The 25,508-nt window shown below is 68.0% G+C and carries 19 protein-coding genes; 9 read left to right on the forward strand and 10 right to left on the reverse strand.

Annotated elements, in window-relative coordinates; translation table 11 throughout:
* A complete protein-coding gene (locus EV649_RS23860; protein WP_130385777.1) occupies positions 1-654 on the reverse strand; it encodes a response regulator transcription factor in 654 nt (217 codons plus the stop codon).
* Positions 636-1,898 carry a sensor histidine kinase gene (locus EV649_RS23865; RefSeq protein WP_130385778.1) on the reverse strand — a complete coding sequence of 421 codons (1,263 nt, stop codon included), beginning with the start codon at positions 1,896-1,898 and terminating at the stop codon, positions 636-638. Before EV649_RS23865 ends, EV649_RS23860 begins: the two co-directional genes overlap by 19 nt.
* A gap of 107 nt (positions 1,899-2,005) precedes the next feature.
* Here EV649_RS23865 and EV649_RS23870 point away from each other — a divergent pair, with 107 nt between their 5' ends.
* The 7 genes from EV649_RS23870 to EV649_RS23900 all read left to right on the forward strand — a co-directional run bounded on the left by EV649_RS23870 (position 2,006) and on the right by EV649_RS23900 (position 11,133).
* A complete protein-coding gene (locus tag EV649_RS23870; RefSeq protein ID WP_130385779.1) occupies positions 2,006-2,773 on the forward strand; it encodes an ABC transporter ATP-binding protein in 768 nt (255 codons plus the stop codon).
* Positions 2,770-4,707 (forward strand): FtsX-like permease family protein, encoded by a 1,938-nt coding sequence (locus EV649_RS23875; RefSeq protein ID WP_241998588.1) that lies wholly within the window; start codon positions 2,770-2,772, stop codon positions 4,705-4,707. The genes EV649_RS23870 and EV649_RS23875 overlap by 4 nt, the downstream gene beginning before the upstream one ends.
* A 134-nt stretch (positions 4,708-4,841) precedes the next feature.
* Complete coding sequence (locus EV649_RS23880) at positions 4,842-7,289, forward strand: DNA topoisomerase IV subunit A (protein WP_130385781.1); 2,448 nt, start codon at positions 4,842-4,844, stop codon at positions 7,287-7,289.
* Positions 7,290-7,294: 5 nt separating this feature from the next.
* The gene (locus tag EV649_RS23885; RefSeq protein ID WP_130385782.1) at positions 7,295-7,999 is read left to right on the forward strand and encodes an LppX_LprAFG lipoprotein; all 705 of its coding nucleotides are present in this window, start codon (positions 7,295-7,297) and stop codon (positions 7,997-7,999) included.
* Positions 7,996-9,654, forward strand: a complete 1,659-nt coding sequence (locus EV649_RS23890; RefSeq protein WP_130385783.1) for an MFS transporter — start codon at positions 7,996-7,998, stop codon at positions 9,652-9,654. Before EV649_RS23885 ends, EV649_RS23890 begins: the two co-directional genes overlap by 4 nt.
* A 46-nt stretch (positions 9,655-9,700) precedes the next feature.
* Positions 9,701-10,639, forward strand: coding sequence for a sucrase ferredoxin (locus tag EV649_RS23895; RefSeq protein WP_130385784.1), 939 nt, complete (start codon positions 9,701-9,703; stop codon positions 10,637-10,639).
* A complete protein-coding gene (locus EV649_RS23900) occupies positions 10,636-11,133 on the forward strand; it encodes a carbonic anhydrase (protein WP_130385785.1) in 498 nt (165 codons plus the stop codon). Before EV649_RS23895 ends, EV649_RS23900 begins: the two co-directional genes overlap by 4 nt.
* 304 nt (positions 11,134-11,437) lie before the next feature.
* Here the strand turns inward: EV649_RS23900 and EV649_RS23905 are convergent, their stop codons facing one another.
* Positions 11,438-12,055: a carbonic anhydrase gene (locus EV649_RS23905; protein WP_241998589.1), complete on the reverse strand. Its 618-nt coding sequence runs from the start codon at positions 12,053-12,055 to the stop codon at positions 11,438-11,440.
* Between the two features lie 224 nt (positions 12,056-12,279).
* Here EV649_RS23905 and EV649_RS23910 point away from each other — a divergent pair, with 224 nt between their 5' ends.
* Positions 12,280-13,602, forward strand: a complete 1,323-nt coding sequence (locus EV649_RS23910) for a hypothetical protein (protein ID WP_130385787.1) — start codon at positions 12,280-12,282, stop codon at positions 13,600-13,602.
* A 32-nt stretch (positions 13,603-13,634) separates the two neighbouring features.
* On the opposite strand, the gene EV649_RS23915 is transcribed toward EV649_RS23910, so the two are convergent.
* From EV649_RS23915 to EV649_RS23940, 6 genes are all read right to left on the reverse strand, one after another.
* Positions 13,635-14,936 carry a Gfo/Idh/MocA family oxidoreductase gene (locus tag EV649_RS23915; RefSeq protein WP_130385788.1) on the reverse strand — a complete coding sequence of 434 codons (1,302 nt, stop codon included), beginning with the start codon at positions 14,934-14,936 and terminating at the stop codon, positions 13,635-13,637.
* A 9-nt stretch (positions 14,937-14,945) separates the two neighbouring features.
* Positions 14,946-15,776, reverse strand: a complete 831-nt coding sequence (locus tag EV649_RS23920; RefSeq protein ID WP_130385789.1) for a carbohydrate ABC transporter permease — start codon at positions 15,774-15,776, stop codon at positions 14,946-14,948.
* Entirely contained in the window at positions 15,773-16,759 is a 987-nt protein-coding gene (locus EV649_RS23925; RefSeq protein WP_241998591.1) for a sugar ABC transporter permease, read from the reverse strand. The genes EV649_RS23920 and EV649_RS23925 overlap by 4 nt, the downstream gene beginning before the upstream one ends.
* 5 nt (positions 16,760-16,764) lie before the next feature.
* A complete protein-coding gene (locus EV649_RS23930) occupies positions 16,765-18,231 on the reverse strand; it encodes an extracellular solute-binding protein (RefSeq protein ID WP_241998594.1) in 1,467 nt (488 codons plus the stop codon).
* Positions 18,232-18,249: 18 nt separating this feature from the next.
* Complete coding sequence (locus tag EV649_RS23935; protein WP_241998596.1) at positions 18,250-21,357, reverse strand: endo-1,4-beta-xylanase; 3,108 nt, start codon at positions 21,355-21,357, stop codon at positions 18,250-18,252.
* Between the two features lie 114 nt (positions 21,358-21,471).
* Entirely contained in the window at positions 21,472-22,566 is a 1,095-nt protein-coding gene (locus tag EV649_RS23940) for a LacI family DNA-binding transcriptional regulator (protein ID WP_130385791.1), read from the reverse strand.
* A gap of 274 nt (positions 22,567-22,840) precedes the next feature.
* On the opposite strand from EV649_RS23940, the gene EV649_RS23945 reads away from it, so the two are divergent.
* Positions 22,841-24,760, forward strand: coding sequence for a hypothetical protein (locus EV649_RS23945; protein ID WP_130385792.1), 1,920 nt, complete (start codon positions 22,841-22,843; stop codon positions 24,758-24,760).
* Here the strand turns inward: EV649_RS23945 and EV649_RS23950 are convergent.
* Complete coding sequence (locus EV649_RS23950; protein ID WP_347233148.1) at positions 24,744-25,427, reverse strand: HAD family hydrolase; 684 nt, start codon at positions 25,425-25,427, stop codon at positions 24,744-24,746. The genes EV649_RS23945 and EV649_RS23950 overlap by 17 nt on opposite strands.
* Positions 25,428-25,508: the final 81 nt, after the last annotated feature.

The following is a 25,508-nucleotide window of genomic DNA, read 5'->3' on the forward strand; positions in this document are numbered from 1 at the left end:
CTAACCCCTCAAATACGTCAGCACTGCGGAAACGCGCCGGTCCAACCCTTCGTCCAACCGCAGCTTGGCGAAGATATTCCCGACGTGCTTGCGGACGGCGGCCTCACTCACCACCAACTGCTCCGCGATCGACCCGTTCACCCGGCCCTCCGCCATCAGCGCGAGTACCTCCAGCTCGCGCGGTGTCAGCGCCGACAGCGGCCCGTCGTTCCGCCGCCGTGCCAGCAGCTGCCGCACCACCTCGGGGTCGACCACGGTCCCGCCGTCGGCGACCCGGTCCAGCGACTCGAGGAACTCGGTCACGTGCCCGACCCGGTCCTTCAGCAGGTACCCGATCCCGCCGGTAGTTGTCTCCAGCAACGACGAGAGGTACGCGTCGGCGACGTACTGCGACAGCACCAGGATCCCGATCGCGGGCAGCTCCGCCCGGATCGCCGCCGCGGCCCGCAATCCCTCGTCGCTGTGCCCGGGCGGCATCCGTACGTCGGTGATCACCATGTCCGGCGGGTCCTTGCGCACGACGGCCAGCAACGCGTCCCCGTCCCCCACAGCGTCCCGTACCTCGTGCCCGGCGCGATCGAGGATGCTGGCCAAACCCTCCCGCAGCAGCAGTGAGTCTTCCGCCAGCACGATGCTCAGTCGCCGAGTCGGCACGGGCTCTCCATCCTCAGTCGTGTCGGCCCACCGGTCGGGCTGTCGACGTCGAGTGTGCCGCCCAAAGCGTCCAAGCGTGTCACCAACCCGGTGAGACCCGTTCCGGCACCGAGCCGCGCGCCACCGACGCCGTCATCCTGCACCGTGATGATCAGCCGGTCGCGATCCACCCAGCCGGTCACCTCGCACGTCAACGCCTGCGCGTGCTTGGCGACGTTCGCGAGCGCCTCACTGACGACGAAGTACGCCGCAGCCTCGATCGGCCCCGGCAACCGCGTCGGGATCGACAACTGCAGCGTCACAGGCAGGGGCATCCGATCCGCCACTTCCCGTACGGCGGCCTCCAGCCCGTGATCCACCAGCACCCGAGGATGAATGCCTCGTACAGCGGCCCGCAGATCCGCCAACGCAGCCTCCGCCTCCCCATGCGCCTTCACCACCAGCCGCCGCCCTTCACCCTCCGGCAGGTCCAGCTCGGCCAAACCGAGTGTCATCGTGAGCCCGACCAGCCGCTGCTGTACGCCGTCGTGCAGGTGCCGCTCGATCCGCACTCGCTCGGTCTCGAACGCGTCGACCAGGTCCAGCCTGGAACGACGCAGTTCGGCGAGGTTCCGCTGGAGCTCCTCCTGCCGGGGTCCGAGCATCGCCTTCGCGAGCGACGCCTCCGCCCCGGCGATCACCCCGAGCAGGTACGAGCTGACCGCGTAGAACACCGGCCCGAACAGGACCAGGAACACGAACCCTTCCCCCACCGTGTCCAGCGTCCAGGGCCCCATGCCCATCTGGTCTTCGTCCGCGATGACCGGCGCGGCCAGCGTCGTCAGCAGAATGGTCGCGCTGAGCCCCGCGAACAGCGCGCTCAGCGGCCACACGAACACACCGAGCACGAAGCCGTACCCGAGCGCCCGCATCGACGCCTGCTCGCGCCGCCGGAACGTCAGCTTCGCCCGCCGCGTGAGCCCGGCCGGCAGCTTCGCGTGCGGGCTCTTGATGCCATCAACCAGCATCAGCCCGGCCCGCCGCCGCTCGACCCACCCGATCGCCGCGCCAATCAGCGGGAACGCCGTAAGCATCAAGATCCCGATCAGGATCGGACTCAGCACCGCACTCAGTCCGGCCAGCCCGACCAGGACCACGATCGACACCGCACCCATCGGCACGGACGTGAACAGGTACGCATAGCTCCGCCACGGCCACGACGAGATCAGGTAGCGCGGCGACGCCAACGCGGCCCAGACGGTCATGGCCCAACCCTAGGCGGGCTCTGGGCGCTGGGCGGTAGCGTGCGCGCTACTGCGGGTCTCCCCCGTGGACCAGGGTCCAGATCGCCGTACGACGGTTTGCTGGGACTATGACCGCTACCGCGCCTTCCTATCCGTTCACTGCACCGGCCGAGCCGCCTGCGCTGCTGCTGGACGGCATCACCAAGACCTACCGTTCCAAGGCCGGAGCGGTCGACGCGCTGCGCGGGGTGACGTACCACTTCGCGCGGGGCTCGTTCACAGCCGTGATGGGCCCGTCCGGCTCTGGCAAATCGACACTGTTGCAGTGCGCGGCCGGACTCGACCATCCGACCACAGGCACCGTCGTACTCAACGGAGTCACCCTGCTCGGGCTGAACGAGGTAGAGCTGACGAAACTGCGTCGGGCCGAGATGGGCTTCGTGTTCCAGGCGTACAACCTGCTGCCGTCGCTGACCGTGTACGACAACGTGGCGCTCCCGCTGCGTCTCACCGGTCGCCGCCCGGCGCGGAACGACGTACAGCGCGTGCTGGAACAGGTCGGTCTGGAGGGGAAGGCGAAGCGGCGACCCGCCGAGCTGTCCGGCGGGCAGCAGCAGCGGGTCGCGATCGCGCGGGCGCTGATCACGAGGCCGTCGGTGTTCTTCGCCGATGAGCCGACCGGCGCGCTGGACAGCGGCACCAGCCGGCAGATCCTCGGACTGTTGCGCGAGGCAACCGACCGCGCGGGCCAGACCGTGGTGATGGTGACCCACGACCCGGTCGCGGCCGCGTACGCCGAGCGCGTGCTGTTCCTGTCCGACGGACTGCTCGCCGGCCACCTCGATCGCGCCACGCCCGCGCAGATCGCGGCGGCGATGAGCGACCTGGAACGATGATGTTCTTCCTCAGCCGGCAAACCGTCGGCCGGCACCGCTCGCTGTACGCCGGATCGTTCGTGGCACTCGCGGTCGGGGTGTTCCTGCTCGGGCTGGCCGCGACCGCGACGGCCGCCACCATCGCCTACCACGGCCCGACCTCCGCGAGCATCAGCGTCACGACCCTCGGCGGCGACGGTACGGCGCCCCAGAGCGTGAAGGTGCCGTTGTCGGACGCCGATGTGTCCGGTTTGCAGACCGTGCTCAGCATGGTCGGGACGATCAGCGGATTCATCACGATCTTCGTCATCGCCAGCACGTTCGCGTTCGCCGTCGCGTCGCGGCGGCGGGAGTTCGGGCTGCTGCGGCTGATCGGCGCGACGCCGCGGCAGATCCGCCGGATGGTGCTCGGCGAGGCGCTCGCCGTCGCGCTCGCCGCCTCCCTGACCGGGGCGGTCGCGGCTCAGCTCGCGACACCACTGCTGCTGCGCAAGGCGTCGTACACCGAGTTGGCGCCCGTCAAGCTGGAGCCGGCATCGCCGTGGGTCCCGCTCGCGATCGCCGTCGCGGCCGGGTTGCTGGTCGCGATGCTCGGTGCCCGTTCGGCGGCGCGGCGGGCGGGCCGGGTTGGGCCCATCGACGCGTTGCGAGAGGCATCTCTGGAGCCGCCGCGGATCGGGCCGGTGCGAGTCGTATTCGGGCTGCTGTTCCTGGCCGGCGCGATCACGATGCTGACCCTGATCAGGCCATCGAGCGGTGAGGGCGCCGTACCGCTCGCGATGTTTACGCCGATGGTGTTGGTGATCGCGCTGACCTTGCTCGCGCCCGTCGTCGTACCGCTGGTCGGACGGGTGTGGGCCGTGCCGCTCGTGGCGTGGACGCAGGTGTCTGGGCGGCTGGCGCGGAGCAATGTGCTCGCTGCACCGCGGCGGAGTGCGTCCCTTGCGGCGCCGATTCTCGCCATCTCGGCGATCGCCGGGTCCATGGTGCTGAGCCTCAGCTTTGCCGCGGACAGTGCGGCGGCGACCATCCGGGACGCGGTCCGGGCGCCGATCGTCGTCACCGGCGCTGCACCCGTTGAGAGCGCTGGGGTGAAGGCGGTTGATGCCGGACTGCCACTTCAGGTGGTGCGGGTCGCGGCTGACTACGCGGAGCTCGAGGACGCCGAAGGGATCGATCCGGGCATCGCGTCGCAGACCCGGGACCTGACCGTGCGATCCGGTGATCTCGGCGGGCTGACCGGCAATACGGTTGCTGTCAGCAAGGAGATGGCGGGGTTCGAGAGCTATCGCGTCGGCGACGAGATCCCGGTGGTGTTCCCCGATCGGACGCCGGTGAAGCTTCGGGTGGTCGCGATCGTGAAGGACGCGTTCGGGGTGAACCCGTCGTTCCTGATCCCGCTCGATCTCGCGCGCAAGCATGCACCGGAGGCCCGGACGGAGCGGAGTTTCGTGCTGCCCGCCGACGGGGTTGCCCCGGCCGACCTCGTGAAGCAGATTCCCGGTGCGCAGCTGGCCACCGATTGGGAGGCCGACCAGGCGGACGGCGTGCGGAACGGAAACCGCCTCGGGCTCGTCATGCTGCTCGGGCCGGCAGCGCTCTACAGCGCCATCGCGATCGCCAACACGCTCCTGATGGGCAGCCTGCAGCGCCGCCACGAGTTCGTCACCTCACGGTTGCTCGGCGCGACGCCGGCCCAGCTGCGGCGCATGGTGCTCTGGGAGTCGTCGCTGGTCGGGACGATCGCGCTCAGCCTCGGGGCCGTCATCACGGTGACGGTCGGTGTACTGATCCGGCATGCGATGACCTCGGGTGTGGCCGACGTGCCGACCACCGTGCCGTGGGGCATCCTGCTGGGTATCGGCGCGCTTTGTCTGATCCTGGCGGTAGGGTCCGCTCTGGCCCCGACGACGTACCTCCTGCGCCGGTCGCAGCCCTCCGCAGCAGTGGACTAGTCCGCAACCGCGGAGGAGATCGGCGACAGGGTGCGTCGTGGCCGGAAGAATCGCCGTTCACCAGGGACAATGGGTGCGGCGCGCCGGACCGTCGCGGCGCCCGTACCGCTTGATCGAGGAGTTCGTAGACCCGCATGGCACGCCGTAGCAGCACCGCCGAACCCGAGGACTTCGAGGAGCGCATCCTCGACATCGACGTCTCCGACGAGATGCGTACCAGCTACCTGGAGTACGCCTACTCGGTGATCTACGCCCGGGCGCTGCCCGACGCCCGGGACGGGCTCAAACCGGTCCAGCGGCGGATCCTGTTCTCGATGGCGGAGAACAACATCCGCCCCGACCGCGGCCATGTGAAGTCGGCCCGCGTCGTCGGTGAGGTCATGGGTAAGTACCACCCGCACGGCGACGGCGCGATCTACGACGCCTTGGTCCGGACCGCCCAGCCGTGGTCGATGCGGGTCCCGCTCATCGACGGCCACGGCAACTTTGGATCTCTGGACGATGGTCCGGCGGCGATGCGTTACACCGAGTGCCGGATGGCGCCGCCGTCGATGGCGATGACGACCGGGCTCGACGAGAACGTCGTCGACTTCAAACCGAACTACGACGGCCAGGAGACCGAGCCGTACGTCTTGCCGGCCGCCTTCCCGAACCTGCTGGTCAACGGCGCCGCAGGCATCGCGGTCGGAATGGCCACCAACATGGCCCCGCACAACCTGGTCGAGGTGATCCAGGCGCTCCGGCACCTGATCAAGACCCCGGGCGCGGACCTCGACGACCTGATGCGGTTCATCCCCGGGCCGGACCTGCCGACCGGCGGCAAGATCGTCGGCCTGGAAGGCATCAAGGACGCGTACGCCACCGGCCGCGGCAGCTTCAAGATGCGCGCCACCGCCCGCGTCGAGAACGTCACCCCGCGCCGCAAGGGCATCGTGGTCACCGAGCTGCCGTACTCCGTCGGTCCGGAGAAGGTGATCGAGAAGATCAAGACCCTGGTGCAGAGCAAGAAGCTCCAGGGCATCGCGGACGTCAAGGACCTCACCGACCGCAGCCACGGCACGCAGCTCGTCATCGAGGTCAAGAACGGCTTCGTCCCAGAGGCGCTGCTCGAGCAGCTCTACAAGCTGACCCCGCTCGAAGACGCGTTCCACGTCAACAACGTCTGCCTCGTCGAGGGACAGCCGCGCACGCTCGGCCTGAAGGAGCTGCTCGAGGTCTACCTCGAGCACCGGTACGACGTGACTCGCCGGCGCAGCGAGTTCCGCCGGAAGAAGGCCCAGGACCGGCTGCACATCGTCGACGGCCTGCTGATCGCGATCCTGGACATCGACGAGGTCATCCAGGTGATCCGGAGCAGCGACGACGCGGCCGCGGCCCGGTCACGGCTGATCGAGATCTACGAGCTGTCCGAGATCCAGGCGAACTACATCCTGGACATGCCGCTGCGCCGGCTGACGAAGTTCTCGAAGCTCGAACTGGAGACCGAGAAGGGCGAGCTGGAGCGCGAGATCGAGGCGCTGACCGCGATCATCGAAGACCCGGCGCTGCTCCGCAAGATTGTGGGCGACGAGCTCGCCGAGGTCGCGAAGACGTACGGGACGCCGCGGCGGACCGTGCTGCTGGAGTCGTCCGGCGCCACCAAGACGGCTGCTGTGCCGCTCGAGGTCAGCGACGACCCGTGCTGGATCCTGATGAGCTCGGCCGGGCTGCTCGCGCGGACCAACGGCGTGGAGCCGTTCGGTCCGAGTGAGTCGCGCGCGAAGCACGACGCGATCGTGTCCGCGGTGAAGAGCACGGCCCGCGGGCAGTACGGCCTGATCACCAGCGCGGGCCGGCTGATCCGGCTCGAGTCGCTCGACCTTCCCGCCGTACCGACGACCGCGAACGCGCCGAACCTGCAGGGTGGCGCGCCGATCGCGGAGTTCGTGTCGCTGGAGCCGGGCGAGAAGGCGCTGGCGCTGACCACGATGGATCCGGACTCGGTCGGCGTTGCCCTCGGTACGACGGCCGGCGTCGTGAAGCGCGTCGTACCGGATCACCTCAGCAACAGGGACTCGTGGGAGATCATCGGCCTCAAGGACGGCGACGAGGTCATCGGCGCGGTCGAGCTGACCACGGGTGACGAGGAGCTGTGCTTCATCACGTCCGACGCGCAGCTGCTGCACTTCCCCGCGTCGGTCGTGCGGCCGCAGGGGCGGACCGCGGGCGGTATGGCCGGCGTACGGCTCGCTGCGAAGGCGAAGGTGGTCTTCTTCGGCGCCGTCGACACCGCGCGCGAGGCGCAGGTCGTCACCATCGCGGGCTCCTCGTCCGCGCTGCCGGGGACCGAGGTCGGCGCGGTGAAGGTCACGCCGTTCAGTGAGTACCCGGGCAAGGGACGCGGGACCGGCGGTGTGCGTTGCCAGCGGCTTCTGAAGGGCGAGGACGGCCTGCTGCTCGGGTACATCGGCACGGCGCCGGTGAAGGCCAGCGCGAACAGCGGTGCACCGGTCGAGCTGCCTCGCGTCGACATGCGGCGCGACGGCTCCGGCGTGCCGGTTGCTCAGCCCATCGCTGCATGCGCTCCCGATCTGGCAGGCTGACCTCTGTGAAGAGAGTGCTCGCGCTGTGCGCGGTCGTGGTACTTGCGGTGGCGGGCTGTAGCGACAAGAAGGAGTCCGGCGGCGGAGGCCAGACCGGTGGCGACGCGGTCGCGCTGCTGACCGACGTCAAGAAGACCATCGACGAGGCCGCCAGCGTGCACATCGTGCTGACCGGGCGCGACCTGCCGGACAGCGGGCAGACGCTCGCCAGCGGTGACGGCGTCGCGACGCACGCGCCCGCGTTCAAGGGCAAGCTGACCGTGCGGTCGGGCGGTTCGCCGATCGACGCCGAGGTGGTCGCGGTCGGGAGCAAGGTCTACGCCAAGGTGTCGTTCTCCCCCAGCTACATCGAGCTCACGCCGACGCAGCTGGCCGGGCTCGGCGCGCCCGACCCGGCGATCCTGCTCGACCCGGCGAAGGGCCTGACCGCGGTCCTGCCGACGCTCAAAGACGCCAAGGTGAAGGGCGAGACCCGCGAGGGCGCGAAGGTCCTCACCGAGGTCACCGGCTCCGTCGAGGGCAAGTCCCTCCAGGGCATCTTCCCGAAGGCCCCGGCCGACCAGAGCTTCCCGAGCACCTTCAAGATCGACAAGAGCAGCAAACAGCTGATCTCGGCGACCATCACCGGCCCGTTCTACTCCGGTGCCACCAGCAGCTACGACGTCACCCTGGACAAATACGGCGAGAAGATCGAAATCACCAAGCCGTGACCCCGCGGACCCGCCTCACGCTGGCTTCGATCGCGGTTGCGTTTGCGGCGGCGGATACGTACGTCGTGGTGCTGGCGTTGCCCGACATGATGGCCGGGGTCGGGCTGTCTGCGGACGAGTTACAGCGGGCGGCGCCGATCATCTCCGGGTTCCTGCTCGGGTACATCGCCGTACTGCCGCTGATCGGGCGCATCGCTGACGTTGCCGGGCGTACGCCGGTGCTTGTCGGGGCGCTGTTGCTGTTCGCGGTCGGGTCGCTGATCACGGCCGGTGCATACGACCTGCCGCTGGTGGTAACCGGTCGGTTTCTTCAGGGGGTCGGCGGTGGCGGGCTGGTGCCGGCCACGTTGGCGTTGGTCGCCGACCTCTGGCCTGCGGAGCGGCGTGGGTTGCCGTTGGGCGTGGTCGGGGCGGTGCAGGAACTTGGCTCCGTCTTGGGTCCGCTGCTGGGTGCCGCCGTACTCGCGGTGGCTGACTGGCGGTACATCTTCTGGCTCAACCTGGTCGTCGCAGTCGTCCTCGCGCTGCTGCTTCGCGGCCGGTGGCGACCCCGGATCTCGGGAGCCGTCGGGCTGCTCGCCTGCATCGCGCTCGGCCTGACGCTCACAGCGCCGGATCGACTCGCGTCCGGGGTGACGCTCGGTCTGCCCTTTGTGCCCTTCACTGGAACGTCGCGGCTGCTCACGCCGATCGGGGTCGTCACGCTGGTACTGGCGCTTGTCTGGCTCGGCCTCGTGCTTTTGGGGACCCGTGGGCACCTGACTGCGTTGCTCTCGAGAGTCGATCTCGTCGGTGCGCTACTGCTCGCGCTCGCACTGGCTGGTGTCGTGCTCGCTTTCGCGACGGCGGATCCCGAGCGCGAGCTGATGTCGCCTGCCGGGCCGTGGCTGCTCGTTGCGGCCGCGGTGTTCGCCGTCGCATTCGCGCTGTGGCAGCGTCGTACGGCGGCCGCGATCGTGCCTCGTGGTCTGTTGGGTGGTCGCCCGGCGTGGGGTTCGTTGGTGGTCAGTTTTCTGATCGGGTGCGCGTTGATCGCGGCGCTGGTCGACGTACCGGTGTTTGCTCGCACGACCCAGGGCGGTGGACAGCTGGCGGCCGCGCTGGTGTTGCTGCGGTTCCTGATCGCTCTGCCGGTCGGTGCGGTCGTCGGTGGGTGGTTGACGCGACGCCACGGGCTCGGGTTGATCACCGGCGCTGGGCTCGGGTTGTCCGGGGCCATGTTCGTCGTGATGTCGTTCTGGAGCCGTACGGCGCTGGATCACTGGCCGGCGACCGTCGTACTGCTCGTCTGCGGCTTCGGATTCGGGCTGGCGTTGTCACCGCTGAACACGGCGATGCTCGGCGCCACACCCGCCGACAGCCACGGTCTGGTGAGCGCGCTCGTCGTGGTCGCGCGGATGGTCGGCATGCTCGTCGGCGTCTCGGCCTTGACCGCGATCGGCCTGCGCCGGTACTACGCGATTGCCGACGGCATCAAATCGCCCAACGAGCTCTGCCCGACCTCCCCCGGCAACTGCCGCCCGTTCGTCGACGCGCTCCGCGACGCGGCCGTTTCACAAGTTCACGCGATCTTCGCCGGGGCCGCTGTGTGCGCGTTCCTGGCCGCGGTCCTGGGCGTCCTTCTGCTCGGGCGGCGTGGCGCACTGCACACATGATGATCATCATGAGGGACAGGCGTCTCAGGTCGCGTACCGTGAGGGTGTGACTCCTGGGACCTCTGCACCTGCCGCCGGCCTGTGCTCGACGTTCTGTCGGGTACTGCAGGAGCCGTTGCCCGGTACGGCGGTCGTCGCGACCGGATGGGTCCTTGTCGAGCAGCCCGGTCCGTGGGGTGCGAAGGCCCCGACACAGAGTCACCTCGACCCGGTATTCGGTGGATCCTTCGACGACGAGTGCAAGAAGGTCGACGTACGGTTCGGCCTGATCCGCTCCCCTGGCCGGCACGCCGACTCGGTCGAGCGGGCGCACCAGGTCTTCGTCGCGTCCACGAGGCCAGGGAATTCGTGGCTGCTCGGGGGCCGGGTCACCGATCCGTCCGAACTCAACGACCTCGATCTCGGCGCGGTCGCCCGTGGTGATCGCGCGGCAGCCGCTGCGTCACTGCCTGTCCTGACGCCGGTCGACGATCCGATCGTGCTGGTCTGTACCAACGGGAAGCGCGACGAGTGTTGCGCCGTACTCGGCCGGCCGTTGGTGTCGGGGCTCGCTGAGCGCGTGCCGGGGCGGGTATGGGAGGCCAATCATCTCGGCGGGCACCGGTTCGCGCCAACCGCGACGTACCTGCCGGCCGGGACCATGCACGGGCATCTCACGGTCGACACCGCGGTCAAGGTGCTGGCCGCGGCCGACCGTGGCGAAACAGTATTGACCGGGCTGCGCGGCAGGTCCACCTGGACCAAGCGCGGTCAGGTCGCCGAGGTCGCCGTACGTTCATTGATCGGAGATTTCTCACTGGATTCGTTGGAAGTCGTCGGCGAAGGCGCCGACACTGTCACTGTCCAGCATGCCGACGGGCGGTCGTGGATCGTGCCGGTCACCAGCGCACCAGCCGATCCACCCCGTCCGGACTCCTGCGGAAAGGAACCGTTCGCCATGTCGATTCTGCACGCCGGTACCCCAGTGTCAGGCTCAGCGCGATGAGCGGCGGGTTCGACGACCTGCTCGCCGCCAACGCGGACTACGCCGCCGACTTCCACTACGGCGGATTCGACGGCATCGCCCATGCCGGGATCGGCCTGGTCACCTGCATGGACTCGCGGATCCCGCCGCTGGAGATGCTCGGACTCAAGCCCGGCGACGCGAAGGTCCTGCGGTCCGCCGGCGGGCGGGTCACCGAGATCACGATGACCGGCCTGATCCTCGGCGTCCAACTGCTCGGCGTCCGGCGGATCATGATCATCCCGCACACCCGCTGCGCGATGGCTGCCATGTCCGAGGACGAACTCCGCGAGAAGGTCGAACTGGCCGCCGGGAAACCGGCCGGTTACCTGCCGATCTCGGTCATCCCCGACCAGCTCGAAGCCCTCCGCCGCGACGTCGCCGCCGTCCGCGAACACCCGCTGATCGGCGACGACATCCTCGTCGGCGGCTTCATGTACGACGTGGACAACGGCCGCCTCTCCGAGATCGACTGACCCGCGCGTCTCCGGTCACCAGGTCCTGTCCTCTGTGACCACCGCTGCCACCCAGCTGCCACACCAGGAGCGACCAGCCACACCCCGGTTTCCGGCAAGGCAGGCGTTCCGCGCGACAGCCGACCGGCCCCGTCGAGCCGCCCGGCGTTCCGCACACCCGAGTCTGAGGAGCGCGCGTCAGGAGAGCCGAGGTTATCCCTTCGCGTGCAGGGTTCTCCCTTCGTACATCAGTAGAGAACCCACAACGCGAGGGGATAACCCGTCGTGCTCACTGCTCCTCTTGCCCCGGGGTAGGTCGTGTTGATCAGGGTTCGAGGGTCACCTTGCCGGTGTCGAGTTCGTAGTAGGCGCCGGCCAGGTGGAGGGTGCCAGATTTCTCCAGTGGGGCGATGACGGGTGACTGGCGGAGTTCGGCGAGGACGTGGGTGACGTTCGCGTGGACGGCGTTGGTGAGGCGGTCGCCGGGTTTGCCGGAGATCTGGCGGACGGCTGGGGCGAGGGTGTCCACGAGGTAGCCGAGCTTGCCGGGGTGGGCGGTGGGCTTGTCGAGGGCCTTGATGGTGGCGTCCAGGGCGCCGCAGCGTTGGTGGCCGAGGACGAGCAGGAGCGGGGTGTGGAGTTCGGCGACTCCGAACTCCAGGCTGCCGATCACGGACTGGTCGAGTGCTCCGCCTGCGCTGCGTACGACGACCAGGTCGCCTAGGCCCTGGTCGAAGACGAGCTCGATCGGCACGCGGGAGTCCACGCAACCGAGGATCGTCGCGAACGGGTGCTGTCCTTTGCTCACTGCGATCCGCCGGGCGATCCCCTCGTCAAGATCCTGCTCCTGCGCGGCGACGAACCGCACGTTACCCGCCCGCAACCGCTCGAGCGCCTGGTTGCCATCAGCAACCACACTTCCGGTCGGCGGCACTGTTCCCACCACCGGCTCCTCAGACCGTTGATTCCCACATCCGACCAGTCCTACTGCCAGAGCGGTGGTGAGAATGCTGCGGCGCGACGGGGTGTTCATCAGCTCGATCTCCTCACGCGCGGACGGCGGGGCGGTGCCATCTCATCGACCGTAGCAGATTGCATACAGTCTGCAGTACCCACGAACACTGAGGATCTCTCGGATCCCGCCCCGAAATCTGATAGACAGCCCTTATGAGACTCCGCCCCAGCTCATTCCACCGCTCCCTGGTCGCCGGTGCCCTGGCGCTGACTGCCGTTCTCTCCGGCGCACCGATCGCTCAGGCACTCCCAGCCACTGCGCCAGCGTTCCGCGGTGGACCGGTCACAGGCTGCCTGGACCACTCGATCGTCGGCACAGTCGAGGAGCAGCGACTCAGCCGGGGCGTCAACGGCGGCCCGTCGGTGCCCGCGGAGATCCTGCGCCGCTCAGGCTTCGACCGCCAGGTCGCCCTGTTCACCCAACTCCTGTGTCGCGTCCCCAGCCGTCAGGCCGCCGCAACCCTCGTACGCACACAAGGCGAGGCCCTCTGGCGTACGGCGACCCAACGCGCCCAACGTGCCCAGCAAGGCACCGACGCGCTACCCGCAACAGACGACCGCGGCCTGTACTGGGCGCGCATCTCGATGGCCCTCGCCCTGCGCCAATGGCAACCAGCCTTCGGCCTCGGTACGACGGAACGCGCGAACCTGATCCGCTCGTTCGAGTATGCCTCCCGCGGTATCACCAGCACCCGCTTCACCCCGGGCGTCCGCAAGATCCTCGTCACCGGCTTCGACCCGTTCACGCTGGACGCGGACATCCGGATCGGCAACCCGTCCGGCGCCAACGCGCTGACGCTCGACGGTCAGCGCTGGCGGGTGAACGGGACGACGTACGAGATCCAGACGGTGATGTTCCCGGTGCGGTACACCGACTTCGACGAGAACATGGTCGAGAACGCGCTCGCACCGCACTACCGCCCCGGTCCGCAGCACGCCGACCTGGTGATGACAGCGAGCCAGGGCCGGGTGGGCATCTTCGATCTCGAGGTCTTCAACGGACGTCGGCGTTCGGTCAGCTCGATCGGCGACAACAACAACCTCTGGGGCGGCGGCACGATCAGCGCCCCGGTCGTCTCCCCCAGCATGCCGACAGGCCCCGAGTGGCTGACCTCGAGCCTGCCGCTCGCGCGGATGGCGCAGACCGAGGTCCCGCCGTTCCGGACCCGCGTCAACACCTCCGTGCTGGAGATCCCCGCCGGCGAGACCACACCGGTCCGTCGGCCAGACGGTCCCACGGCCGGTTCGATCGCCTCCGAAGGGGCGGGCGGTGGCTACCTCTCCAATGAAGTTGCCTACCGCAACACTCTGCAGCGCGATCTGCTCGACCCGTCGATGCCGGCCGGGCACCTGCACGTCCCGGTGCTGTCGTTCGACCTCGCGAACAAGACCGCCATCACCGACCCGACGTACGAGGCGAACCGCGACGCGATCGTCGCTGGCGCCCACGCGATCCTGCGCTCCGCCCTCTCGTGATCAGAATAGTGGTCATGTGATCACTATTCTGGTCACAGCTTGAGGAGGTCGGCCGTCCGGACCGGCAGGCCCGTCTCGAAGGAACGGTTCGCGGCCAGCCCGGTCACCAGCGCCAGCGCCGCCTGTCGCGCGTCGGCGATGTCTGCACCATCAGTCGGGTCGTCGTCGAGAAGCGCCGCCAGAACTCGCGCGTCGGCGCCTCCATGGCCCGCATGATCATGGTCGACCGTGTGATCGACGGGCGGCTTCCACAACGGCCGCAAGGTGATGCTCGTCCGGCCCGCGGTCGGCGCGGCCACGTCGCCGTGGACCCATCCCTTGGCCGACTCGACCCGGTGGTGAGGCATGGTAAATGTCGACTCTTCGACATGCAGCTCGAGCCGGCCGGCGGATCCGTTGAACATCACGCGGTAGCCCTCGGCCGGCGAGTACGCCGTCAAGTGGTACGTCATCGTCGCCCCGCTGTCGTACGAGACGAGGAGCGCCATGTCGTCCTCGATCGAGACACCTGGGGCGAAGACATTGCGATCCCGGTAGTAGCCGTCCTCCGCCTCGGCCTCCAGGTACAGCTCGCGCAGCGTCGTGTTGCGGGCCAGGTGCAGCGCGAACGGATCGTCCACAGCCTCCGCCGAACCGTTGACCCGCGAGTAGTCCCGCGCGTACCCGTGCCGGTGCCCAGGCCCGTAGAAGGCCAACTGCCCTTGCCCGTACACGATCCGCGGTTCAGCGCCCAGCCACCAGTTCACCAGATCGAAGTGGTGGCTGGCCTTGTGCACCATCAGGCCACCGGAGTTCGCCTTGTCCCGGTGCCAGCGCCGGAAGTAGTCGGCACCGTGCGACACGTCCAGCAGCCACTCGAAGTGGATCGAGTGGATGTCACCGATCGCACCCTCGGCCAGGAGTTCGCACACCCGGCGGTGGACCGGATTGAATCGGTAGTTGTAGGCCACCGACAACGAGCCACCGGTTTCCTCGACGACGTCGAGAATGCCCTGTGCCTTCACGGCATCCGTGGTCATCGGCTTCTCGCTGATCACCCGTACGCCGGCCCGCAGCGCGGCCTCGATGTACTGGTTGTGGGTCGCATCGATGCTCGTCACCACCAGCAACCCGATCCGCTCGACCTTGAGCATCTCCTCAAACCGCGCCGGCGGCCACTGGTGCGCGGTGTGCCGCCCGGCCGCCAGCAGCATCCGGTTGTGGAACGCCATCCGCACCGAATTCGGGTCGCACAACGCGACGACCTCGTAGCCGTCCCGCTTCGCCAGGCCCTCGGTGAACAGCTGGGCTCGGTTGCCGGTGCCGACGATCGCAGTTCGCACTGCTTCTGGCATGTAGACCCCCTATTGCTTGACCGCGCCGGCCAGGCCGTTGACGAAGAAGCGCTGCAGGAGAACGAAGAGCAGGATGATCGGCGCGAGCGTGATGACGGTCCCCGCGCAGAGCAGCGTCCACTCGGTCGAGTTCTCGCCGATGAACGCGTACATCCCGATCGCCAGCGTGCGCAGCTCGGGCCGGCCGAGCGTGAACACCAGCGGGATGAAGAAGCTGTTCCACGCCGTGATCGCCGTGAACAGGCCGACCGTGGCCAGCATCGGACCGGACAGCGGGAGCATGATCCGCGCGAACGTCTGGTGGAAGTTCGCGCCGTCGACCTGGGCGGCGTCCTCGAGTTCCCTGTCGACGGCCATGAAGTAGCCCATGAACAGGAACGTTCCGAAGACCACTCCCCCGGATGCCTGGACGATGATCACCGACCACAGGCTGTTCAGCAGATGCAGCCGCTGCATCAGGTCGAACACCGGGATGATCGTGTACCCGTGCGGCAGGAAGAGCGTCGCGGACACCAGTCCGAGACAGAACCCACGCCCCGGGAACCGTGTGCGGGCAAGTACGTATCCCGCGCAGGAAGTGACTACTAAAGTGATCACCACCGTGCCTAAGGTGATCAGAATTGTGTTCATGAAGTACCGGCTGAACGAGGCCTCCTGCCAGGCGTTCAGGTAGTTCGCCCAGAGGAAGTGCGACGGCATCGGATTCAGTCCGTCGGTGAAGAAGTCGTCGTCGCTCTTCAGCGAGCTCCCGAGCGCCCAGAACAACGGGTAGAGCCACGCGAGCCCACTGACCAGCAGCGCGACATGCGTCATCGCCGTCACCATCCGCCGCCGCGTCATGCGATCCCTCCTGTCCCACGACGCTTCGCGAGAGACCGCAGTACGACGACCTGCACGACCGAGAACGCGATGAGCAGTACGCCGTACACGAACGACGCGGCCGAGGCGAGGCCGATGTCCGGTTGTACTGCGTTCGCGTTACTGCCACCGAACGCCAGGTGGTAGATGTACGTGTTCACAACCTCGGTCGCGAAGAACGGGCCGCCGCTGGTCAGCACCTGGACGAGGTCGAAGATCTGGAACGTCCCGATCACCGCGAGGATCACGATTACTACGCCGACCGCGCGCAGCATCGGGATCGTGATGTACCGGAACGTCGCGAACCGCCCCGCACCGTCCAGCCGGGCGGCCTCGTACAGCTCCTCCGGGATGGTCTGCAGGCCCGCGAGGAAGTACACCAGGTTGTAGCCGAACGTGTGCCAGATCCCCACCAGGATGATGATCCCGAGCGCGAAGTGCGGATCCCCCAGCCAGTCGATGTGCCGGTCGATCAGGTGCAGCTTCATCAGCAGGTCGTTGATCGAGTCACCGAAGTTCGACACCAGCAACTGGATCACGACACCGATCACCGCGGCGGACGTGACGACCGGAAGGAAGAACAACGTGCGGTAGAACGACGCGAACCGCAACTTCTTGTTGTTCAGCACGAGCGCCAGCGCCAACGCCAGTACCAGCTGGACCGGTACGACGAACGCGGCGTACACGAAGGTGTGTCCGAGCGATCGCCAGAAGATGCTGTCGTGGACGATCTGGCGGAAGTTGTCCAGCCCCACGAAGTCGGACGGATCGCCGATCCCGTCCCACTTGTAGAAGGTGTAGCCGAGCGAGGCGACGATCGGGTAGACCACGAACACCAGCAGCAGCACCATCATCGGTGCCAGGTACACGTACGACCACAGGTAGGTCCGGCGGCGCGCGCGACGCCGCTCGGCCGAGCGCGGAGGCTCGGCGCGGGTGACGTCCTCGCGGACCGTGGCGGTCATCACCATCAGGCGCCCGGCTTGGTGGTGTAGGGCTTGGTCAGGTCCCAGTCGGCGAATGTGAAGTCCTTGGCGCTGACACCAGGCGCCTTCTTGATCGCGTCAGCGAGCGCCTGGTTCATCTTGTCCGTCAGCTCGTTCAGCGCAGCCTGCGGATCCTTCAGCTGTCCGGTGTAGACGCCGGCGAGTACGTCGTTGATGTCCGGCTTCACCCCGGGCAGCTGAACGGCCGACACTTTTGGGTTCCGGATCGTCGGCTGCGGCCCGACGACGGCTGCGCCCGACATCGCGACGTACTGCGCGAACGGCGCGAAGGTCACGCTCTTGGGATCGTTGTTCTTCGCGTACACCGAGAGTCCCTGTCCCTGCTCGACCCACCGCTTCCCCGCGTCGGGGCTGTACAGCCAGTCGAACCACGCCCACGCCTCGTCGGCGTGCGGCGTCTTCGCGTTGACCGCAACGAACTTCCCGCCGGGCGGACCGTAGAACAGCGCCTTCGGATCACCGGCCGTCGGCGTCGGCAGCGTGACCAGGCTGTAGTCCGTGAACTTGTGCTTGGTCCACTCCGGCTGGTTCCACACCCCGCCGACGGTCATCCCGAACCGTCCGCGTTCGAAGAAGGCCCGGGCCTGCTCGTCGGAGATGCTCATCGAGTTCGGGTAGAACCAGTTCTTGTTCTTCCACTCGAGCAGCAGGTTGATGACGTCGAGGTAGTTCCGGTCCGAGCCGAACGTCCACTTGCCGACCCGGTAGTCCATCCCGTCGATGCCGCCGACGGCCGCACCACCCGGCGTACCGGCGCCGCGGACGAACAGATCCAGCCACCAGGCCAGGGTCGTGTTCGTCGAGTTGCCGAACCCGAACGGCGCGACCTTGCCACCGCTCTTCGACGCGATCGCCTCCGCGGCGCTGGTGACGTCGTCCCAGGTCTTCGGCAGCTTCACGCTGCCGTCCGGGTTCGTCAGCCCCGCGTCCTTGAACACACCGTGGTGGACGTACAGCTGCAGCGACGGCGCCGGCGCGGCGAACGGCGCCGTGTAGACCTTCCCGCTGAAGACGTCCACGCCCTCGACGAAACTGTTCTCCGGGAATCGTCCCTGCCAGGAGTCGGTCGCCCACTTGTCCAGCGGCAGCAGCCAGCTCTGTGAGATCTGCTGGCTCAGCTGTGGGCTCTTCGGCACCATCAGGATGTCCGGCGCGTTGTTGCTCCGGTACGCCAGCGACACCAGGTCGGCGTACTTGTCGCTGACCTGCGTGGTCTTCTTGACCGCGATCCCGGGATGCGCCTCTTGGAACAGCTTGATCTCGTTGTCGACCCAGCCGGCCTGGCTGGCGTACCAGTCCCAGTACGTTATGGTCGTCGCGGCCTTCGACCCCTGGGCGTTGCCGTCCGACGAGCAGCCGGCCAGTGCCCCGGCGCCGGCCAGTCCGGCCGCCCCGCGGAGCAGTGTCCGTCGTGAGATGCGTGATGACATGAGTGTTCCTCCAGTGACTTAGCTGCAGGCCGGCGTGGTCGACGACGCGGTCTGGGTCAGTGCGCCGAGCCGCCAGGTGAGTGGGCTGCCGTCCCAGGTGACCGCCACGCGGCGTGGTCGCTGGAAGGGCAGGAACGAGACGGTCTGGCCGCGATCGGACGGCCCGGGGCTGAACGCGTTGTCCGCGCCGACCGGGACCGGGATGTAGTAGTTGTTCGCGTTGGAGTACCCGAAGTACGCCGTGTACGTGTTGTCGCCGGTGTTGTGGACGACGCAGGCCGCAGTCGGCTGCACGGGGTTGAACGCGGTCTCGGCAGGACCGGTGCCCGGATCGGTGACGGTCTTGGCCATCGGAGCGAAGGATGCGTCGTCCACCAGCAGGTCGCCTGCACCGGTCGTCGTACTGATCCACCACTCGGCTTTGGTCAGCGTGCCGGTCCAGCTGACCTGCGCGTTGGCGGCCGACAGTTGGGTCCACCCGGTGCTCGTGACCGGAGCTGTGCCGAGGCGGATCGTGGTCGATCCAGTCGAGGTGGTGAGCTTCAGACTCACCATCGCGGTGTCCGAACCACTGGCCAGGCGGACCCACGCCGACGAGTCGTACAGACCGCCGTTCACCACAGACACACCCTGCGCCGGACCGGCCCATGCGGCCGCTCTACCGGTCACCGACAGATCACCACTGCCGCCGTGCGGAGTCGTCGACGCGTTCTTCAACGTGCAGGTCCCCAAGCAGTACCAGCCTGTGGTGTTCGACTGGTTCTCCAACGACCCGTTCCCAAGCACCGAAGGCGTCGGCAGGTACGGCGCTATTGTCGGCGGACCCTGGGCCGGCGGTGGTGTGCCGTCCGTGGGTGTGATGGCGAGGTCGTCAAGGGTGCACTCGGTCGAGGTGGTACCGGGGTTCGACCAGGCGAACGCCTGAATCCATTTCGTCCCTGTCGGTGGTGTGAAGGCGGCCAGCTTCTGTGTGTAGGCGCGTTCGTCCGCATAGGAGAGGACGTATTGGAAGGTCGGCGTACCTGCGGTCGCGCCCCCACGTACGCCGACGTAGCACTGGGTGCCGCCGCCGTTGAGCCTCCCCCAGCCGGACAACAGGTAGCTGATGCCGGGCGTGATTCCCGTGAGGTTCTGCGTGACGCCGGAGCCCGGGCTCAGCGACAGCGCGGTGTGGCCGCTGTGCGCGTTCGCTGCGGTTGCGGGGCCGGTGCCGAGTGGCGTCCAGCCGCGGGTGCCGCTCTCGAAGTCGCCGTCGCCGATCGGGTTCGGCTGATCCGTGCGCACGGTGGTGGCGATGCCGTCGGCGATCACCTTGACCGATGCGCCGGCCGTGGTCGGCATCGCGACCTTGACCTGCTTGGACACGCCGTTCACGGTGACGGTCACCAGGTAGTCACCGAGGAAACCGCGCGTTCCGAACGTTCCGGCCGCACTGGTCTGACCGCTCGCGCTCGTGTGCCACTGGCGGGTGATCAGGTCCTCCCACACGAGTGCGTTCGGCTTGGGTGACCAGTCGTCGTTGTAGAGCGCGACGCGTGGGTTGTAGATGTTCTTCGTCCAAAGACCGAAGTTGCTGATCTGGTTCACGTTCGGGTTCGAGAACATCGCGGTCATGAAGTCGCGGGTGTAGTCCGCCTGCAGTTGCAGGTCGTCGGTGTCCACGTCGAACTCCGTGATCGCGACCTTCACACCGAGCCCGGCGAACTGGTCCACGATCGACAGCAGATCGTCGGGCGACGTCAGCTGCACCCCGTTGAAGTGGCTCTCGAAGCCGACCAGATCGATCGGCGCACCGGCGGCCTTGAGCGACTGCACGATGCCGTAGACGTGGTCGCGGTGCCGCGTCTCCCAGCCGTTGTTCTCGACCAGGCCGTAGTCGTTGAGGGCGAGCTTCGCGTTCGGGTCCGCCTGGTGCGCGAGCTGGAACCAGGACGCGATCTCGTTCGGCCCGAGGATGTCCTGCAGGCTGTGCTCCGAGTACGGCTCGTTCACCACGTCCCACTCGTCGACGATCCCGGCCAGTGCGCCGGCCTCGTCCAGGACGTGGTTGTTGACACGGGTCCGCAACGCGGCCGGGTCGTTCTGCAGCGTGCTCAGATCGGGCGGCAGGTATCCCCACGACGGCCAGACCAGGTTGTGTCCGCGGATCCGCAGTCCGTGTTCGCGCATCCACTGCATCGCCGGCAGCGTGATCGTGTCGCGTTCGGTCGGGTTCTCCCAGTGGTTCCACTTCAGGTTGTTACCCAGGGCCCCTTGGTTGAAGATCGTGGACGCCTTGCTCTGGTACTGCGCGAGATCGGCCGCGCTGATCCCGCTGGACGGATCACCGATCAGCCGCGCGCCGTCCGACGCAGCGCCGAACTTGAACGCACTGGTCTGCTGTACGGCGGAAACGGTCGCACCACTGACCGGGTTGCCGGCCGGGTCGACGACCGAGACCGCGAGATTCCCCTTGCGGTACTGGTCGATCCGCGCGTTGGCCGCCGTACGCCAGGCCGCGTTCGCGTCGCGGCCGTCGTACGTCACCTGCGGGTAGCCGGTCGGCGTACCGGGGCCCCAGTTCTGCACGGAGACACCAGCGATCTGGAACGTCTGCGCGCCGTACCCGAGCCAGAGGTTCAGATGCGCTGCGGTGGTGGTCCCGGCCGTGTACGTCGTGGTGGCGCGGAACGGGAACTGGAACTTCTGCCACTCGGTGCCGTACCGCAGCGCGGCGTTGAGCGACTTCTTGTACGGCGACCCGTCGGTCTCGAACACCACGTGGGCGTTGCCGGCCGCGGGCGAGATCGACCGTGCCCAAAGCGTGGCGACGAGCGCATCGCCTTCGGTCACGGTCGCAGCAGCCGGTACGCCGAGCGTGATCTCGTACTCGCCATCGAGACCGGGACTCTGCGGCCCGTTCGGGACGGCGATCTGGAGGGCCTTGGTGAAGTTGGGGTTGCCGGTGATCGGGATCTGTTGGGTCGCGTCGGCGGGGAGGTTCTTGAACTCGGTGAAGTTGGCGACGGCATCGGGCGGGAGGACTTCGACGGGGGCGGCGTCGGCGCGCGCAGCGGGCTGGAGCGCGACCACTGCGACGGCCGCAACCAGAGCGACGGTCACCCCGGTGGCCAGTTTTCTGATCACTGGACGTTCCTTCCAGAGGGCGCACAGCAGCGCGGACCCACCGGCGGTACGCCGGGGTCCTGAACGGGGACTGCTGCGATCGGGCGGTCGGGCGGGACCTCGATCCGGTACGGATCAGGCCTTGGAGGTCGTCTGCGAGCGTCCGCGCGGGGATCGGGTCACGGGCGCCGGCCCGCAACTCGCCCGGACGATCAAGCTGGTCGGCATCACGAGCCGGGGGTGCCCGTCGGCCGGTTCTTCTTCGGGTGCAGCGTCAGGCAGTGGGTCGGCAGGGCCGATCGCGTCGAGCAGCATCTCGGCGGCGCGCTTGCCCATGTCCACGAACGGCTGCTGGATGGTGGTCAGCGGCGGCCGGATCTGGGCCGCCGACTCGATGTCGTCGAAACCGATCACGGAGACGTCTTCCGGGACCCGCAGTCCGGCCTCGGCCGCGGCGGTCATCACGGCGTACGCCGTCACGTCCGAGTGCGCGAACACGGCGGTCGGCCGCTGGTCCGGGGGCAGCGCGAACAGCTCCCGCGAACGGGCGCGGATCTGCTCGGGCAGGAAGTCACCGGGTTTGGTGAGCTCGGGATCGGGCTGGATGCCGGCCGTCCGGAGCGCGTCCAGGTAACCGCGGTAGCGGTCCTGACAGCACCGGTAGACCATCCGGCCTTGGACACAGGCGATGCGCTCGTGTCCCAGCTGAAGCAGGTGGTCCATCGCCGTCAGCGCGCCGTCGTAGTTGTCGGCGGTGACCGACGGCAGCGCGACATCGGCGTCGACCGTGTTCACGAGGACGACCGGCAGGCCGTCGGAGTGCAGTTGGACGAGCGGTTCCAGCGGCTGCTCGTGGCTGACCACGAGCAGGCCGGACACCATGCTCGACGTGAGGATGCGGTCGATCAGCGAACCGTAGTCGCGGTCGTTGGTCGCGGTGTACAGGATGATGTCGAAACCGCTGCGCTCGGTCACCGCGGCCACCCCGATGTTGATCGAGGCAACCATGTGCCAGGACAGGCCCGGCACGACCATCCCGATCAGCCGGGTGCTGCCCTTGGCCAGCGCGGTCGCCGCGAAACTCGGGACATACCGGTTCCGCCGCATCACCGCGAGCACGTGCCGCCGCGTCGCCGGGTCGACCTTCGGGCTGTTGTTCAGCACCAGGGAGACCGTCGACTTCGAGACACCGGACAGCGCGGCGATGTCACGAATCGTCAGCTTCGCCATCCGGCCACCTCCCTCTGCTGGATCCGTTGGACTGGTCCAACGGGCTTGTGCACCGGAACGTAACAGCGGCCCGCAACCCCGTCAACACCTCGCCCGAAAACGGTTTCCCGCCAGGGGATTGCGCCGTACGCCGTCATCATGCCACGATCGGCCCACCGTGTTGGACCGGTCCTACGTAGGCCGGGATCACCTGCCCGGACCGGTCCGGCACGCTCTGCCCCGGCGCACTCGGCTGCGGGCGCCTCGCGCTGCCCGCGAATCAGGAAGGCCGCCCATGCCGCCGTACTCCCTCGACGACTTCAGCTTCGACCTGCGCCGCGCCGTACCGCCCGCCGAGCTCTGGGTGCGCAGCCCGACCGGCACCGTCACCCAACTCGCGAACACCGTGTGCGGCGTCGGCGGCTGGTTCGCTCCCCCACTGGCCGCGCCTGACAGCCGGCTGACGATCTCGTTCGAGGTCGACGGCCGACGCATTGTCGACGCTGCACGACCTGGAGCCGGAGATCGCGGGCTGCTGCCGGCCGGCGGCACGTGGCGTCCGGATCGCCTGGTCCGCCACGGCACTTATCACCAGTACGCCGACGGCCGACTGACGTCGCTCGCCGTTGAGTCCATGCTCGTTCCGGGCGCGGTCGGGTACGAGCTCACGCTGACGGTCACCAACCGCTCCGCCAACACCCACGAGGTGTCGATCCAGCCCGACCTCGCCCCGACCAAGACCCACCGGGTACCGCTCTCCGAATGGGGTTGGGTCCCACCCGGCCCGGGCGCGGACGACGAGATTCCCTTCCACCACAGCGATCTGACCGTGGCGCTCCCACCCCGGGGCAAGGTCACCTTCACCCTGACAGTCGGCCCCACCGGAAACACATCGCCGCCCGACGACCTCGCCGACCTCCTCGGGCGGCTCCCTGTGCTCACGTCCGACATCCCGGGGCTCGAGCAGTACTACCGGCGTTCGCTGGCCAGCGGTTTGGTGTGCTGGTGGGATCATCCGGACTTCGTCACCCGGCCGTTCATCTCGACCTCCGGCCTCGACGGCGGCGCGCTCTGCGCCTACGCCTGGGACACCGGCGGCTACGCGCCCAACCTCCTCAGCCTGATGCTCGGCGACCGCGTCATTGACATCATCGAGTCGTTCCTCGACGCCGACCTCACCGACCGGTACGCGATCGCCCCCGACGGCACCGGCCTCGGCGTCGCCTACGCGTACAGCGGCTGGTCGCTCGTCTCCCTCGCCCGCGCCGCCGCCGCGGAACGTCGGCTCGATCCCACGCTGGTGTCACGGCTGTACGACGTACTGATCGCGCTCGACAAGCGGTTCCAGCCGGACGATCAGACCGGCGTACTGCGGGACTACGGCGATCAGAGCAATCTCCTCGAGATGCGAAGTACCGGCTGGGAGCACGTCGTCGCGAGCCCGAACGCCGAACGTGCGTGGGCCCTCGACGCCCTCGCCGACCTGTCCGACCTCACCGGCGCCGCACTTCCGACCACCGAACTCCGGGAGTCCGCGCAACAGATCCGCACCGAGGTGATCCGCCAGTTGTGGGACGCCGACGCCGGCTGGTTCCGCAGCCGCTACCCGGACGGCCATACCGAGCTCGCGTACTCGATCCAGGCGTACGACGTACTTCGCGCCGGCGCCTGCCCACCCGAGGTCGCCGCCGCGCTGATCAGCCACCTGCGACCCGGCGCGTTCCTTGGCGAGTACGGCGTCAGCAGCGTCAGCGCCGAGGATCCAATGCACTACGAGACGGCCGACATCGACTGGTCCGGGGCCGGCGCCTATACCGGCGAGGCCCCGCAACTAGCGCTCACCCTTTGGGAACACGGCGAACCCGACCGCGCCTGGGACGTGCTACGTCGTCTGTTCTGGATGGGCGAGCACTACCCGTACTTCCCCCAGGACCACTACTCCGACAAACCCGGCGCCCCCGCCACCGGCCGCCGCATCAACATCATCGCCGGCCTGACCGGAGCCGAATCCCTCCTCACCGGTCTCCTAGGCATCCAACCCCAACCCGATGGGTCGTTGACCATCAGCCCCAATCCGGTTGCTGCAGGCAACGTCAGGCTCACCAACCTCAGCTACCGCGGCCACGCGATCGAGGTCGCGATCGAGTCCCGCCGTACGACGATCACTGTCGACGGACGCGAGGTCGCGCCGGGCCAGGTCATCCCGCCAAGATGACCGGGAACGCTTTCACTACCGATTCGAACTGATGATCCGCGACCGGCGCGTCTGGCACTTGCCGGCTTCCGATCTGGATCGTGTGGAGGCCTGCCGCGATGCCGCCGGCAATGTCGTGGGATGGGTGGTCGCCTACCATCCAGCCGTCGTCGAGGGTCGTGCCGGTTTGGGTTCCGGCTAGTTCGAAGATTCGTCGGTCGGGTTTGCGGACGCCGACTGTTTCGGAGACGCAGGCGTAGTCGATGGCGTCGGCGATCTGGGTGTACTCGAGTTTCAGGTTCTGCTGGATGGTGCCGCCGTTCGTCACGACCGCGATGCGCCAGCCGGCTGCGCGCAGGTCGGCCAGTCCGTCGAGCACGGGCTGCTCCACCCAGGTGAACAACGGATGTTCCTCGTCGTACGACGCCACCAGTTCGTCCACCGGAGCCGCGAGCCCGAACCGCGCCCGCGCCAGCTCGAACAGCTCCGCCCGCGGCCTGAACCCACCGTCGTCATGAGCAAGCAACCACTCGACACCGGACTCCCCCAGCCCATTCAAGTCCGCCCACCAACGCGCCCACTTCAGAAACGCCCCATCCCGATCGATCAGCGTGTTGTCCAAATCAAAACAAACCAACCCAGGTGTCCGCTCCACACCCCCACCCTCACACACCCCAGTCGGCACCACCTCAGCCGGAGAGCGTGGACGTCCAGGCCATCACAATCGATCGCGGCTGGCGTGCGCGAGCGTGGATCGCCGGGCGGCCGG

This window comes from Kribbella sp. VKM Ac-2569, from assembly GCF_004216905.1.
In the GTDB taxonomy this organism is placed as follows: Bacteria; Actinomycetota; Actinomycetes; order Propionibacteriales; family Kribbellaceae; genus Kribbella.

Coding starts and splice junctions, on each gene's coding strand:
- EV649_RS23870 (WP_130385779.1), top strand. CDS start 2,006: ATGACCGCTACCGCGCCTTCCTATCCGTTCACTGCACCGGCCGAGCCG.
- EV649_RS23940 (WP_130385791.1), bottom strand. CDS start 22,566: ATGGCGAAGCTGACGATTCGTGACATCGCCGCGCTGTCCGGTGTCTCG.
- EV649_RS23930 (WP_241998594.1), bottom strand. CDS start 18,231: ATGTCATCACGCATCTCACGACGGACACTGCTCCGCGGGGCGGCCGGA.
- EV649_RS23920 (WP_130385789.1), bottom strand. CDS start 15,776: ATGACGCGGCGGCGGATGGTGACGGCGATGACGCATGTCGCGCTGCTG.
- EV649_RS23880 (WP_130385781.1), top strand. CDS start 4,842: ATGGCACGCCGTAGCAGCACCGCCGAACCCGAGGACTTCGAGGAGCGC.
- EV649_RS23925 (WP_241998591.1), bottom strand. CDS start 16,759: ATGACCGCCACGGTCCGCGAGGACGTCACCCGCGCCGAGCCTCCGCGC.
- EV649_RS23875 (WP_241998588.1), top strand. CDS start 2,770: ATGATGTTCTTCCTCAGCCGGCAAACCGTCGGCCGGCACCGCTCGCTG.
- EV649_RS23910 (WP_130385787.1), top strand. CDS start 12,280: ATGAGACTCCGCCCCAGCTCATTCCACCGCTCCCTGGTCGCCGGTGCC.
- EV649_RS23945 (WP_130385792.1), top strand. CDS start 22,841: ATGCCGCCGTACTCCCTCGACGACTTCAGCTTCGACCTGCGCCGCGCC.
- EV649_RS23915 (WP_130385788.1), bottom strand. CDS start 14,936: ATGCCAGAAGCAGTGCGAACTGCGATCGTCGGCACCGGCAACCGAGCC.
- EV649_RS23865 (WP_130385778.1), bottom strand. CDS start 1,898: ATGACCGTCTGGGCCGCGTTGGCGTCGCCGCGCTACCTGATCTCGTCG.
- EV649_RS23900 (WP_130385785.1), top strand. CDS start 10,636: ATGAGCGGCGGGTTCGACGACCTGCTCGCCGCCAACGCGGACTACGCC.